We start from the raw sequence: 13832 nt of genomic DNA on the forward strand, positions 1-13832 counted from the left end.
CTCTATTAACTCATTGTTTTTCAAGGAATAGTTAGGCAATTTCCGTTCTTAATTAGATAATTCTAATATTTTCGGTAATTTAGCATTCTCTAATATTTGGCGCCCGAAAAAACTGGGAAACTTCAGCATTCAATCACAGCGACCAATCGACCGCGTCGACTATCGTTAATAGGTGTAAAACCAGTTCGCTCCAATAGCTTTTTATATAGCGTTTTCAGCATGGCAACGTATCAGCTGAATGTAAAGAGTTAAAGTTGCTGTCCCGGACCACATGTATTTATGAATGCTTATGTCCATGCTGGTGCGGTTCAAAAGGTTCGGTTTTCAAGCTACCGTTTAAAAAATTCTCTACAGCTTGATCAGGATTGGTTTCTTTGGTAATCAAGGCCTGAATGTTTTTTTCTTGTAAGCGCCTAGCCAGGCCGGTTCCCATGCCGCCTGCAATCAATGCTTGCACGTCATCCAAAGGCGACGGCTCCCAAGGCGATGACTCGTGAAAAGACTGCTCCTTAGGGAGCTCCAGGATTTCTTTTGCGGCGATTGCATCGTTCTCGATAGTATAAATCCAGAATTTTCTACAGCGACCGGTATGGCCGGTGATCTCTTTTCGATTTTGACTAGCGACTGCAATTTTCATGGTAATTCTCGGTAGTTGCGGCTTTGAATCATGCTTGATTTCTGCGTTTTAAAAATAATTGGGAGGCAATAGGGGTTCGATGCCTTCAAATTCGGCGCTCGGATAATGCTTGGCAATTGATTGCCGAATCGCATCGATGCGTTCTTTTGCAATATCGATCATGACTAAGAATTCGCCACGCTCAATTGCATCCGCATAGTCCTTGACTCTGGAATTGCTCACCTGAAGGCCTGCCAATCCGCTCATCATGGCACCGATGGTGGCACCATAAATTAAAACCCCAAGCACGGGGCCGCCGGCAATAGCAAACCCGGCAAAGCGCAATCCCACCAGTCCGGCCAGCAAACCGGTGGTAGCACCCAGTGCCGCACCACGTTCTACCGCCGGTATAAAGTCGGTTTTTTCAAATATGGAAGCTTCGGGCATATCTTCCAAGGGTGTGTCTCGTTTTGCCAACACATGGATGTACCGGTCTTCTATGCCTTCGGCGCGTAATTCGTCAACGATTTTATGTGTCGTTTCAATATCCGGGGCTAAAAAATAGATTCTTCTCATGGTCTTCTCCTGTTTTATGTAAATTGAAATAGTCGGCATGAAACTAAAATTACTGGAGGTCTGCAGTCGTCAAGTGCGTGAGCAATTTTCCTTTGTATTCACCGGTTAAAGTCCCTAAAAAGGCAACCATTTTGGCGGTTTCATCTTGGCTAAAGGTTTTGCCGAGCTGAACTTCGCCCATAATCCGAACCGCATCGGCAAGACTGATAACCGAACCGTCGTGGAAATAAGGATATGTCAAGTCGATATTGCGCAATACAGGCACTTTGAAGAAATGACGGTCTTGTTCCCGTTTGGTGACATTGAAACGACCATTATCGGCTTCGGTCAATTCGCCGCCGCGCAATTTGAAATAATCCCGTTTGACGCCCATTTTTTCATAAGACAAACCACCCAGCGCGGGGCCGAAGTGACAGGAAGCGCAATTGGTCTTGAATAACTCGTAACCCTGTATTTCGTCGCTACTCAGAATGGCGGTATTTCCACGCAAATACTGATCGAAGCGGGAGTTGCCGGTTACCAGGGATTGTTCGAATACCGCAATCGCATCGGTAACTGTAGTTTTGCTGAGGCCTTGTTCGGGATAAAGTTTGGCAAAAGCCGCTTGGTAGTCGGCAACGTGCTTGAGTTTCTCGACGACTTCGTCCCATTGTGCGCCCATTTCTATCGGATTGGCAACCGGGCCGGCAGCTTGTTCCTGCAAGTCCTTGGCACGACCGTCCCAGAATTGGGCGATGTTGTACATGGCGTTATAGACAGTCGGCGAGTTGATCGGCCCCTGTTGTCCGCGTATGCCGGTGGCGACTTTGGCCTGGTCGGTGCCGCCGCGAGCCAAATCGTGACAGGACGCGCAGTTTAGGCTGTCGTCGCCGGATAGCAGGCGCTCATGGAACAGTTTGTTACCTAAGTTCACTTTATCCATATCCAGCTCGACCGTCAGCGGCAAAGCTTGAACCGGTTCGCCTTTAAATGAAGTTGCGGCCTCTTTGCTCCAGGCTGATTTCGCCCGTTCCTCGGCAATCCAGGCAAGGATGGTTTTCTTTTCGTCGACGCTCAAGCTGTCGGTCCAGTGCATTGTCAGATATAGCGCCGGCGGCATGCTGTCGTTACCAACGACGTGCTCCAGTCTAGCCAGCAGCAAGGGTGTAAAAGCCGCTTCGCCGCTAAATAATTCTTTCGACAGACTCAGCCTGGCACTGGCCTGCGCCATATCCTTTTCCATCAACTGCTTGGCGATCGGGAGAACCGCATAGAACGGTTTACGCAGCATGCCCGGCGCATGACAGTCAACACACTTGTTCTGCATGATCTGTGAAACCTTTCTGAAACTATCCGAGCCGTTCATACCAGTCGGGATCAATTCGTTTTTACCCTGCAAGCCAATCAGGTTGGAGACGGGGAAGAATAAAATAATGGCTAGAAGCAATAGTAATAACAGCGAGAAGTTCTTCATCATTTAATGCCTAATAAATAAGAGGATTCTTATATAGTGTAGACGATAAAGCGTTATAAAGAAAATCAGTGTCAACCGGGTTTGTTGAAAGATAAAGTGGCCGGATAACGCCCATTCCCAGCCAAAAATAGCAGGCAGTAGCTAGCGGGTTAATGATTCATCAGCACCTTAATTAGTATATAAACGTCCGATGCCATGCGGATAATCCTGGCTATACGCGGCTAGCGCTCCGGATATAGTGGCTATCAACATAAATATCGTAAGCCCAAACATCACTCTGCTTATGATTGCTTTCACTGCAAGCGTATCAGGTTTTGAAAGTAGCGAAGCTAGCATTGCGAGAATTAAGGCCATCCCAATTGAGCCAAGTCCTGCCAGGTCAGAGGTGCACCAAGGACATTTATGCGTCACTTCAGGCTGAAAATAATTACAGTCGAAATAAAACCGTAGCCACGGCCAGTCGCAATGGCATTGAAATAATAGTCCACAAAGGGGCGTTACGATGATCGCTCCAATAAGTACCGTTAGCGATGCTACGATTACTGCTACTTTGTCTGGCTCAGTTAACCTGTGAAACTTTTTTTCCATCGAGGTTAATTTTTGTTGATGTTAGGCTCTTGGATAAGGGTATCCCGTTACGCTGCCCATAACAAGCAGATGAAGAATGATATCAGTTAGTATGGAAGCAAAATTTGCAAGAACCGGGTGGAGAGCAGCGAGATATCAAGCCCGCTTGGCGACCACCAGGAAGACTGGATAGGCTTTATCGCCTTTATTTACCGTATGGGCCGTTACAAAGTGAATATCCGTGAAACCCTGTCGTGACAGTATCGAGCGGAAAGCATCCCGGTTGAAGCCATGATGGTAAACGCCTTGAATATCGGCAGGGTGAAATGTGCCATCTTCCGCGTCCAAATCGGCGAGTGCAATCCTGCCGCCGGGTTTCAGATGTTCGGCAAAGCAGGCAATCAGTTGCTCGGTGTTTTCCACATGATGCAGGGCCATGGCACTGACGATCAGATCAAAACGCTCTGATAACGGATTTTCCAGAATATTTCGGCAGAGTGTTTCAACCTGGCCATGCAATTCCGCTTTGGCCATCAGTTTGTCCAACATGGCTTGCGATACATCGACGGCAATCACTTTTTCGACCTGATCTGCGATTTGCGAGGTAATCAAGCCTGTGCCCGCGCCAAAGTCCAACACGGTCATCGTGTTGTCTAATTCTACGTTGGCATGAATGGCTGCGCCAATGCCGATGGACAGACCCCTGACCATGTCGTTGGCATCCCAGTCCTGGGCTTTTTCTTTAAACAAATCGGTCATAGCGGGTAATTCCTTGATCGTGACAATAATAAAGTTTAGAGATGGTGGCTTTCTGAAGCCGATTGCATTTCAAATAAAAACCATTCAGTGAGTGCTCGCGTTTCCCCGCTGTCTTTTAGGCGATGATCGATCGCATCCTGATTGCCCCAGACAACATGATCCAATATGCCGCGCGCCACTTGATTTTCGATATCGTTACAGTAAAGCCCTTTATCGCGTTGAACATAAAATCCGTAAGTACGGCAAGCGATAGGTCGGTGGAAATAAACACGGCAGGAACCCGTGGATCGATCTAGGAACGGACAAACGATAGGGCGGGTTTGTTGCTCGGCAAGCGTAGCGACTTCTTTGCAAATGCGCTGAAGTAGCGCCGGGGGTAATGCGATAAGTCCTTCACGAAGTAACGCCCATTCCGCTGCGGTAAGCTGCGGGATTTCGGCCAGGCGGTGACAACATGCGTCACAGCCACGCCGACAAAGCCAATCGGCATGTTCGGAGCGAATAAGGCTAACTCTGGCGTCGATATCGGCATGCAGTGCGCTGAGCGTTTTCATGGGCGAGGGGGCAAGTATTAAGTAGTCGGGGCATTATGACCTAATTGTTCAGCGTGCTTGCTTAATCTATGCGGGTTGCAAGTAACTTTTTCGCTTGCTGAAAGCTCAAACCGCTGATACCTTCTTTTCGCATGGATTGCTTCAGAGAATAGGCTAACGCAGCGGCAAGGACTCGCGAGTAAAACGGTAGTGTTTCCAGGTATACCGGTAATATATCGTCTATTTTTTCGGCCTGCTGCCATTTCTGTTCAAGCTGCAGGCGTTGGTGGGCGATATCCCGGATAAAAGCCTGATCATTAGCACAGTCCTCAGATAATTCTAGTGTCCAGGTTAAATCTATCTGCATTTCACAAGCGCCGATAAAGCGCCCATATTGTGCCGGCATCCATTGTTCGGGGGCAATTAAAGACAGCCGATACTGATTATCTTTGCGATAAAGCCAATAAGTTTGTCTGGCGGTCGGCTTAAAGCGAATTTGACTATTTAATATAAACAACGAAGTAAATAAGTCGCTGTTAATTTGGTAAATATTTTTGGCCGAAACTTGCAGATGTTTTTTTGCTTGTTGCAAACTATCCAATAAGGCCACAACCCCCTTACCCTGCGGATTTGCTGGTGTATTCTTTAGACTCATCATGCAAAACACCCACTAACTTTCGAAAAATCGCTAGCTGTCATGGCAAGTCTGAGTCAGGTCTTAGACCAACGGTTCAGTCTTTTTTCGATGCAACCAGTCATCGGAGCCAATAGTTATAAACCGGTTTTGGCTGAGTTCACCCTAGGTGACAGGGCTTTGATTTCGCGGGAGATCATCGAATAAAGCTCCGTGGTCCATTCCGGAAGGTTGGCGTCAGCCTCCAGCGGGTAGAATCTGGGGTCGCGCGGGGCAATCACAACTTTCACATTTTCCGCGCCCACTTGCGCGGTGAGTACAAAAAGCTCCTCTATCGCTTCATCGCCCATAGCCAGACAACCAATGGATACGGCATCGCCATGGATAAAAATATCCGAACCAGGCTTGCTGCGTCCTTCCTGCCAGGCGTGGAAAAGGTCGAATTCGTTTGGGTAATTTATTTTCATCGACAAGTGGTAATGGCTATTCGGATTCAGTCCCTCGATGCGGTAAATACCTTCCGGCACCTGCTTGTCGCCTTGTCGCAATTTGGGACCGCTCACGCCACTGGCCGCCTGAACGTCATAGTTGCGAATGAACTGAAATTCGCCGCTGTCCCTGGCCCATAGCTCCAGTTTCATTTCCTGTTTCAAGGCAATGAAGGTGAGTTCCCGTGGCGGATAGGAAACCTTGGCCTTGGTGAAATAGGGTTTGAGTTTATGCGTGGCGTAGTTGCCGTATATGTGCAGAATATCTTCCTGAGTCCGTTGACCGATTGGCGGTGGCAGATAATATGGGATCGGGTTCGTCTGGACTTGAGGCTTAACGGCAGCGGTACCGGCTTTCTGGGCAACGGGTTTGTGACCGGAGCACGCACCGAGCAATTCTATCAAGGCCAAGACGGCAATGATTTTGGCTCTTGATTTCATAAGGCGAGCTTGAAAAAAGTGAAGACCGGAGTAGTGTAGGTAATATCGCAATATATTCGCAAGCGCTAAGTCTTCGTTATCGGCGGAAAGGACTCGATCATGTTCGGGAACTGTGACAAATCATTGGCCTGGATGCGTTTTATTCAAGAAACAATACTGTACTCCGTCTTGTGGGAAATCATCTGGTACTCAACTCTGGCTTTTTTAGCGAGCCGATTTTACGGTACGAAATCCTTATGTTGTTTGATCCAGGATTCACCAATGTTCTGTGAGATAAGCGTGGTCAGTTTAGGGTTAGACAGCGCCAGCCAGCGCCTGGGAGTTATACCATTGGTCTTTTGGCGGTATTATTGGGGTAGCCCAGAATCGGCGTATCGTAGGGTGCGCCTAATACGGTCCAGCCGGGTATCCAGCGTACCAGCATGGTTTTCGCGGCATCAAGATAGGTTTCGGTATGTCCGCCCAGTTTGATTTCGACCGCCCATTCCGGGCGCTGAATTTCCCAAGGGTTGCCAAAACGCAGCTATTTATCGGTTTTTTCTTCCTGCCATCCGTTGACTATTTCTTGCGCGAATATGCCGAACTCGTAGCGGATACCATAACCCAACGACGGAATCTCCAGGGTCGCCATAGAATCCAGGAAACAAGCCGCCAGTCTGCCCAAGCCTCCGTTCCCCAGACCTGGTTCTACTTCTTGTCTCAACAGTTCGTCGTAGATTAAACCTAGCTCCGGCAGCGCCTGACGCACCTGCTCCGCTATACCCAGATTGAGCAGGTTGTTGCCGAGATGCGGACCAAGCAGAAATTCGGCCGAAAAATACACCACTGTACGGGCTTTCTGGCGGGTGTAAGTTTCTGCCGTGCTGATCCAGCAATGCAACAACGATCCCGCACGGTATGAGCCAAGGCCAAATAATAGTCATGTTGCGTCGCTAACTCCGGGAATTTTCCTTGCACGTAGAATAAATTATCTAAAAATGCGTGCTTTAAGGCTTCCTTTGATAGGCCGGTATGATCATCTTCATCAATAGTGTTTATGCTTGAGGGGGTGACCGATTCTTTCATAAGAAAACCGCTGGTTTAAGTGGATTCTTTAATTGGGGCAACCATTAGGCCAAATGATTTAATTTAGTACCTAAAATCAGTGCCTTATGAACATATGACTCGAAAATAGGCAAATCTTCTCCGCGGGTTTACGCACTACTACCGTGCAACAATTCCTAAGCTGGTGCGCCGGCGTTCGGCAATTCATCGATTAACCAAACCCTACAAAAGCGTTTTTTGGGCTCAGGTGAATCCGTCCGGTACTTCCTGTCTTGAGAAATCCACCGACCGTAAGCCGTCGACCTTTAAAAATTAATTTGAAATCGATAGAGGAAGGGTGTATTGAATTGCAGGACTTGATTAGATTAAGCATGGGGTATTGTTCAGGTCGGAAAATTTTCAATCCTTTGGCTTAATTGCTAGCCTTTTGCGATTGGCAACTGCGAATACACCTCCCTCAGCAATGTATCGCCCCAGATAACTTCAACAACAACGAGATCAGCCATGAGTATCCATAACTTACCCGCTGCCCAGGGGCTTTACGACCCTGCGTATGAGCATGATGCCTGCGGTGTCGGCTTCGTGTGCAATATCAAAAACCAACAAAGCCATGAGATCGTGCGGCAGGGCTTGGAAATCCTTGAGCGCATTCATCACCGCGGTGCGGTAGGCGCGGATCCGGACGCGGGTGATGGCGCCGGTATGCTGGTACAGATTCCGGATGCTTTTTTTCGAGCCGTAACCGATTTTGCACTTCCGCCCGTCGGCCAATATGGCGTCGGTAATATTTTTCTGCCGCAAAACACCCGCGATCGCCAGAAAATGGAAGCCATCATCATCCAACACGTACAAGGAGGCGGGCAGCAGGTTTTAGGCTGGCGTGATGTACCGGTGGATAGTCGCGTGCTGGGCAAAAGTGTACTGGAAAGTGAACCGGTGATTCGGCAGATATTCGTTGCTTGCGGCTCCGGTTGTCCCGATCAAGATAGCTTTGAACGCAAGCTGTTCGCCATCCGTAAGGGCATGGACAACTCCATTCGCGAGTCGAATCTGCAACAGACCACCTACTATGTCACTTCCATGTCCTCTCGCACGATTGTGTATAAAGGCATGCTGCTGGCAGGTCAGGTCGGACGCTATTATCTCGATCTGCAAGACCCGCGTTTCCAGTCGGCACTGGCACTCGTACATCAGAGGTTTTCCACCAATACCTTCCCGACTTGGGATAGAGCCCATCCGTTTCGGATGATTTGTCATAACGGCGAAATCAACACCTTGCGGGGTAATGTCAACTGGATGGCGGCCCGCCGCCATACCATGCACTCCGACATTTTAGGCGCGGACCTGGACAAAATCTGGCCGCTGATCCCGGAAGGCCAGTCGGACTCGGCCTGTTTCGACAATGCCCTGGAATTGCTGGTGATGGGGGGCTATTCCCTGGCACACGCCATGATGATTTTGATTCCGGAGGCCTGGTCCGGCAATGAACTGATGGACGCTAAGCGCCGGGCCTTTTACGAGTATCACGCCGCATTGATGGAGCCTTGGGACGGGCCGGCGGCCGTCGCATTCAGCGATGGCCGGCAAATCGGCGCCACGCTTGACCGTAACGGCCTGCGCCCGGCGCGTTATTTGGTCACTAACGATGACATGGTGATTATGGCCTCCGAAATGGGGGTATTGGATATTCCGGAGGAAAAAATCATCAAAAAATGGCGCTTACAGCCGGGAAAAATGTTTTTGATCGACCTGGAGCAAGGCCGCATTATTGACGATGCCGAAATCAAAGCCCAACTGGCATCCGCGCATCCCTATCAGGAATGGCTGAATAGCACGCAAATTTACCTGGACGAATTGCCGACCGATGTTGCGCCGATGGCACCGGATGCCGATACTCTACTGGATGCCCAACAGGCATTTGGCTATACCCAGGAAGAAGTCAAATTTCTGCTGATGCCCATGGTGTTGACAGGCCAGGAAGCCGTGGGCTCGATGGGTGCAGACAATCCGCCCTCGGTTTTATCGCGTCGAGCCAAACACTTGTCGAGTTATTTCAAACAAAACTTTGCCCAAGTGACCAATCCGGCTATCGATCCGATTCGGGAAGAAATGGTCATGTCATTAGTATCCCTGATTGGGCCGCGTCCCAATCTGCTGGGCATTAATGAAGCCGGCATGCACATGCGTCTGGAAGTCAAACAGCCGGTGTTGACCAATGAAGACCTGGAGCGGATTCGTCATATTGAAAACAATACCGGCGGGATTTTTCGTACCTTTACCCTGGATACCACCTATCCGGTTGAGCAAGGCGCGGAAGGCATGGAGCCTGCATTAAGGCGGCTGAGTCAGCAGGCGGAACAAGCAGTTTTGGAAGGTTACAACATACTGATTTTGTCCGATCGCAATATCAACCGGGACTTTATCGCCATACCGGCCCTGCTGGCCACCTCAGCCACCCATCACCATTTGATTAATAAAGGTCTGCGCACCAGTTCCGGCCTGGTGGTGGAGACTGGTGGCGCACTGGAGATTCATCATTACGCTACCTTGGTCGGTTACGGTGCCGAAGCGGTCAATCCGTATCTGGCTTTCGATACCATTCAGGATATGCTGCCTCGCTTGCCGGAAAAACTCAGCTTCGAAGAAGCGCAATCGCGTTATATCAAGGCGGTCGGCAAGGGCTTGAAAAAGGTGATGTCGAAAATGGGCATTTCCACCTTCCAGTCTTATTGCGGCGCGCAGATTTTCGATGCCGTAGGGCTATCCACCCCATTTATCCAACAATATTTCACCGGTACGCATACTCAGGTCGAAGGGGTTGGGCTGGATGAGGTTGCCGAGGAGACGGTCAGCTGGCATCGCAGTGGTTTTGGCTACGAGCATATCTACAGCAATCAACTGGATGTCGGCGGCGATTATGCCTATCGCTTGCGTGGCGAGGATCATGCCTGGACGCCTGAAACCATCGCTAAATTGCAACACGCCACCCGCGCCAATAATGCGGAAACCTATCAGGAATATGCACACATCATCAACGAACAAAATGCACGTTTGTTAACTTTTCGGGGTTTGATGGATTTCAAATGGGCGAATCAGGCGCTGCCCATCGAGGCGGTCGAACCGGCCAAAGACATCGTCAAGCGTTTCGCCACCGGCGCCATGTCCTTCGGCAGTATTTCCTACGAAGCCCACTCCACATTGGCCAAAGCCATGAATCTGATAGGCGGTAAATCCAATACCGGCGAAGGCGGCGAGGAAGCCGAGCGCTTTCTGCCTTTAGCCGATGGCTCACGCAATCCGGAGCGTTCCGCCATCAAACAGGTGGCTTCCGGCCGCTTTGGGGTCACGATTGAATACTTGGTGAATGCCGATGACATCCAAATCAAGATTGCTCAAGGCGCCAAGCCCGGCGAAGGCGGACAGTTACCGGGGCATAAGGTCAACAAACAGATTGCCCGGGTGCGTCATTCCACTCCTGGCGTTGGTCTGATTTCGCCACCACCGCACCATGACATATACTCCATTGAAGACTTGGCACAATTGATTCACGACCTGAAAAATGCCAATCCAAAAGCCCGTATTTCCGTGAAACTGGTGTCCGAAATTGGCGTGGGCACCGTGGCGGCTGGGGTTTCCAAGGCACATGCGGACCATGTCACTATTGCCGGCTATGATGGCGGCACCGGGGCATCTCCCTTAACCTCGATAAAACATGCGGGTTCGCCCTGGGAAATCGGGCTTGCCGAGACTCATCAGACCCTGGTGCTGAATCAGTTGCGTGGCCGGATTGCGGTGCAGGCGGACGGCGGCATACGCACCGGCCGCGATGTGGCGATTGCCTTTCTACTCGGCGCGGATGAGATCGGTTTTGCCACTGCGCCCCTGATAGTCGGGGGCTGCATTATGATGCGTAAATGCCATCTGAATACCTGCCCGGTGGGTGTCGCCACCCAGGACCCGGAACTGCGTAAAAAATTCTCCGGCAAGCCCGAGCATGTGGTGAATTTCTTTTTCTTCATTGCCGAGGAACTGCGGCAGATTATGGCCAAGCTGGGCTACCGTACCATCAACGACATGATAGGCCAGATGGACAGACTGGAAATGCGGCCCGCCATCGAGCATTGGAAAGCTAAAGGTTTGGACTTTTCCAAATTATTGGCCAAACCCAAAGTGCCCGACACGGTCGCCATTTTTAACTCGGAAACGCAGGATCACGGCCTGGATAAGGCACTGGATCTGCAATTAATCGAACAGGCACAACCCGCTATTCAGCGTGGCGAGCCGGTACGCATCGATATTGCCGTGAAAAACTATAATCGTACCGTTGGCACTATGTTATCCGGCCGCTTGGCAGAGAAATACGGTTTAGCGGGTCTGCCGGACGATACCATCCACATTAAAGCCAAAGGTACAGCAGGACAGTCCTGGGGCGCTTGGCTGGCAAAGGGCATCACGCTTGAACTGGAAGGCAATGGCAATGATTATGTTGGAAAAGGCTTGTCAGGTGGGCGTTTGCTGATTTATCCGCCGCGTAATTCCGGCATGGCCGAGCAGGCCGAACAAAATATCATTGTCGGTAACACGGTGTTGTATGGCGCCATTAGTGGCGAATGTTATTTCCGCGGCATCGCCGGGGAACGATTCTGCGTGCGTAATTCGGGCGCGACTGCGGTGGTCGAAGGTTTAGGCGATCACGGTTGCGAATATATGACCGGCGGTATCATGGTTTGCTTAGGACCTACCGGACGAAATTTTGCTGCAGGCATGTCGGGCGGTATCGCTTATGTGTTAAATGAAAACGGTGATTTTGCCAAACGCTGTAATATGGCGATGGTAGAGCTGGAGCCTATTGCGGCTGAAGACGATGCCCTGGAAGCCCTGGATCATCAGGGCGGCGATATGGAAACCATGGGCCGAGTGGATATCAGTCGGGATATGACCCGCTTCGACGCCATCCGTCTGCGACATTTGATCAGTAATCACCTGCACTACACCGGAAGCAGCTTAGCCGAGCGCATCCTGGCAGATTGGTCACACTATTTGCCTAAATTTGTAAAAGTCATGCCGGTTGATTATCGACGCGCCTTGACCGAGATGGAGGCCCAGCATCGTCGGCCGCCGCAATTACCAAAGCATCAAATCAGAAAGGTGGACTAACATGGGTAAACCAACAGGATTTAGAGAATACGTACGTCTGGACAGAGGCTATGAGCCGGTAGCCGACCGCGTGGTGCATTATAACGAGTTCATTGTACCGCTTTCTGAGGCCGATATTAGTACCCAAGGTGCCCGCTGCATGGATTGCGGCATACCCTTTTGCCATACCGGCTGTCCGGTGAATAACATTATTCCGGATTGGAACGATTTGGTTTATCGCGGCGATTGGCGACAGGCTATCGATGTGCTGCACTCCACCAACAACTTTCCCGAGTTTACCGGCCGCATCTGTCCGGCACCCTGCGAGGCGGCCTGCACCCTCAACCTGGAAGATACGCCGGTAGCCATCAAAACCATCGAATGCGCGATCATAGACAAAGCCTGGGCCGAGGGCTGGATAAAACCTGAAATTTCCCATCATAAAACCCGCCGGCATGTCGCCGTAGTGGGTTCTGGTCCTGCGGGTCTGGCCTGTTCACAACAGCTGGCCAGAGCCGGTCACTTTGTAACCTTGTTCGAGAAGCAGGACAGAATCGGTGGACTACTGCGTTACGGTATTCCCGATTTTAAACTCAATAAACATTTGATCGATAGACGCATGTCTCAAATGCGCGCCGAGGGCGTGGATTTTCGCACCAATGTGCATGTGGGGGTGGATATTTCCACTGCCAAATTACAAACTGATTTTGACGCCGTGGTATTAGCCGGGGGTGCAGAGCACCCTCGCGATCTGCCCGTACCAGGCAGAGACCTGAATAATGTGCACTTTGCGATGGATTTTCTGCGCGCCAACAGCAAGCGGGTACAAGGAGTAAAAGTGCCGGATAATGAATTTATCAGTGCTGAAGACAAGCATGTCGTCGTCATCGGCGGTGGCGATACCGGTTCGGACTGCATAGGCACCTCTAATCGGCACGGCGCAAAATCGGTCACTCAGATCGAGATTCTGCCAAAGCCACCTGAAAAGGAAGATAAGGCGCTCACCTGGCCACTTTGGCCGAATCGAATGCGTACTTCCAGCTCCCAGGAAGAGGGCTGTAACAGAATGTGGTCGGTTGCCACCAAGGCCTTCATCGGCGATGCGGCGGGGCATCTGAAAGCGTTGCAATGTGTCAAGCTCGAATGGACTAAAAACGACAGCGGACAATGGCAAATGAGCGAAATTTCCGGCTCGGAGTTTGAAATTAAGGCGGATTTAGCTTTGTTGGCAATGGGTTTTGTGCATCCGGTTCATGAAGGCATGTTGCAACAGCTCGATGTTACGCTGGACCCGCGCGGCAATGTGGCCAGCCCAACCGAAGGCCATAACGCCTACCAAACCAGTGTAGAGGGTGTTTTCAGTGCCGGTGACATGCGCCGCGGCCAGTCTTTAGTGGTATGGGCTATTAGGGAAGGTCGCCAGTGTGCGCGTGCTGTTGACGAGTGGCTGATGGGGAGATCGGATTTGCCGAAGTAGCTTTCCGGCGAGTGACGGCTTCCGGCGGTAAAGATTATTCACCATCCCTGAGTGAATAATCGCGCCTACACCGTCACGGTGATTGCCTTCGGCGGCCCTGGCCGTCCG

10 protein-coding genes and 1 pseudogene are annotated in these 13832 nt (G+C 50.6%); 2 read left to right on the forward strand and 9 right to left on the reverse strand.

Annotation, left to right across the window (positions count from 1 at the left end; all coding sequences use genetic code 11):
* Nucleotides 1-277: 277 nt before the first annotated feature.
* From M0R33_RS03870 to M0R33_RS03905, 9 genes and pseudogenes are all read right to left on the reverse strand, one after another.
* Nucleotides 278-637: a NifB/NifX family molybdenum-iron cluster-binding protein gene (locus M0R33_RS03870; protein WP_292565350.1), complete on the reverse strand. Its 360-nt coding sequence runs from the start codon at nucleotides 635-637 to the stop codon at nucleotides 278-280.
* 48 nt (nucleotides 638-685) lie between these two features.
* On the reverse strand, nucleotides 686-1192 hold the full coding sequence (locus M0R33_RS03875; protein ID WP_292565352.1) for a DUF1269 domain-containing protein: 507 nt from the start codon (nucleotides 1190-1192) through the stop codon (nucleotides 686-688).
* A 49-nt stretch (nucleotides 1193-1241) separates the two neighbouring features.
* Complete coding sequence (locus M0R33_RS03880; protein WP_292565355.1) at nucleotides 1242-2645, reverse strand: cytochrome c peroxidase; 1404 nt, start codon at nucleotides 2643-2645, stop codon at nucleotides 1242-1244.
* Nucleotides 2646-3368: 723 nt separating this feature from the next.
* A complete protein-coding gene (locus M0R33_RS03885) occupies nucleotides 3369-3971 on the reverse strand; it encodes a class I SAM-dependent methyltransferase (protein WP_292565359.1) in 603 nt (200 codons plus the stop codon).
* 35 nt (nucleotides 3972-4006) lie between these two features.
* Entirely contained in the window at nucleotides 4007-4525 is a 519-nt protein-coding gene (locus M0R33_RS03890) for a YkgJ family cysteine cluster protein (protein WP_292565362.1), read from the reverse strand.
* A 61-nt stretch (nucleotides 4526-4586) separates the two neighbouring features.
* Complete coding sequence (locus M0R33_RS03895) at nucleotides 4587-5162, reverse strand: DUF2452 domain-containing protein (protein ID WP_292565365.1); 576 nt, start codon at nucleotides 5160-5162, stop codon at nucleotides 4587-4589.
* A 113-nt stretch (nucleotides 5163-5275) separates the two neighbouring features.
* The gene (locus M0R33_RS03900; RefSeq protein WP_292565368.1) at nucleotides 5276-6067 is read right to left on the reverse strand and encodes a L,D-transpeptidase family protein; all 792 of its coding nucleotides are present in this window, start codon (nucleotides 6065-6067) and stop codon (nucleotides 5276-5278) included.
* Nucleotides 6068-6285: 218 nt separating this feature from the next.
* Nucleotides 6286-6393, reverse strand: a complete 108-nt coding sequence (locus M0R33_RS24370) for a glycogen/starch/alpha-glucan phosphorylase (protein ID WP_366043066.1) — start codon at nucleotides 6391-6393, stop codon at nucleotides 6286-6288.
* Nucleotides 6390-6893, reverse strand: a pseudogene (locus tag M0R33_RS03905) (glycogen/starch/alpha-glucan phosphorylase). Before M0R33_RS03905 ends, M0R33_RS24370 begins: the two are co-directional and overlap by 4 nt.
* Nucleotides 6894-7615: 722 nt before the next feature.
* Between M0R33_RS03905 and gltB the strand changes: the two are divergent.
* Together gltB and M0R33_RS03915 are read left to right on the forward strand one after the other, a co-directional pair.
* The gene (gene gltB, locus M0R33_RS03910) at nucleotides 7616-12268 is read left to right on the forward strand and encodes a glutamate synthase large subunit (protein ID WP_292565371.1); all 4653 of its coding nucleotides are present in this window, start codon (nucleotides 7616-7618) and stop codon (nucleotides 12266-12268) included.
* Nucleotide 12269: 1 nt separating this feature from the next.
* On the forward strand, nucleotides 12270-13724 hold the full coding sequence (locus M0R33_RS03915; protein ID WP_292565374.1) for a glutamate synthase subunit beta: 1455 nt from the start codon (nucleotides 12270-12272) through the stop codon (nucleotides 13722-13724).
* The last annotated feature ends 108 nt before the right edge of the window (nucleotides 13725-13832 follow it).

Origin of the sequence: Methylomonas sp., assembly GCF_023228165.1 — a bacterium.
Taxonomy (GTDB): Bacteria; Pseudomonadota; Gammaproteobacteria; order Methylococcales; family Methylomonadaceae; genus Methylomonas.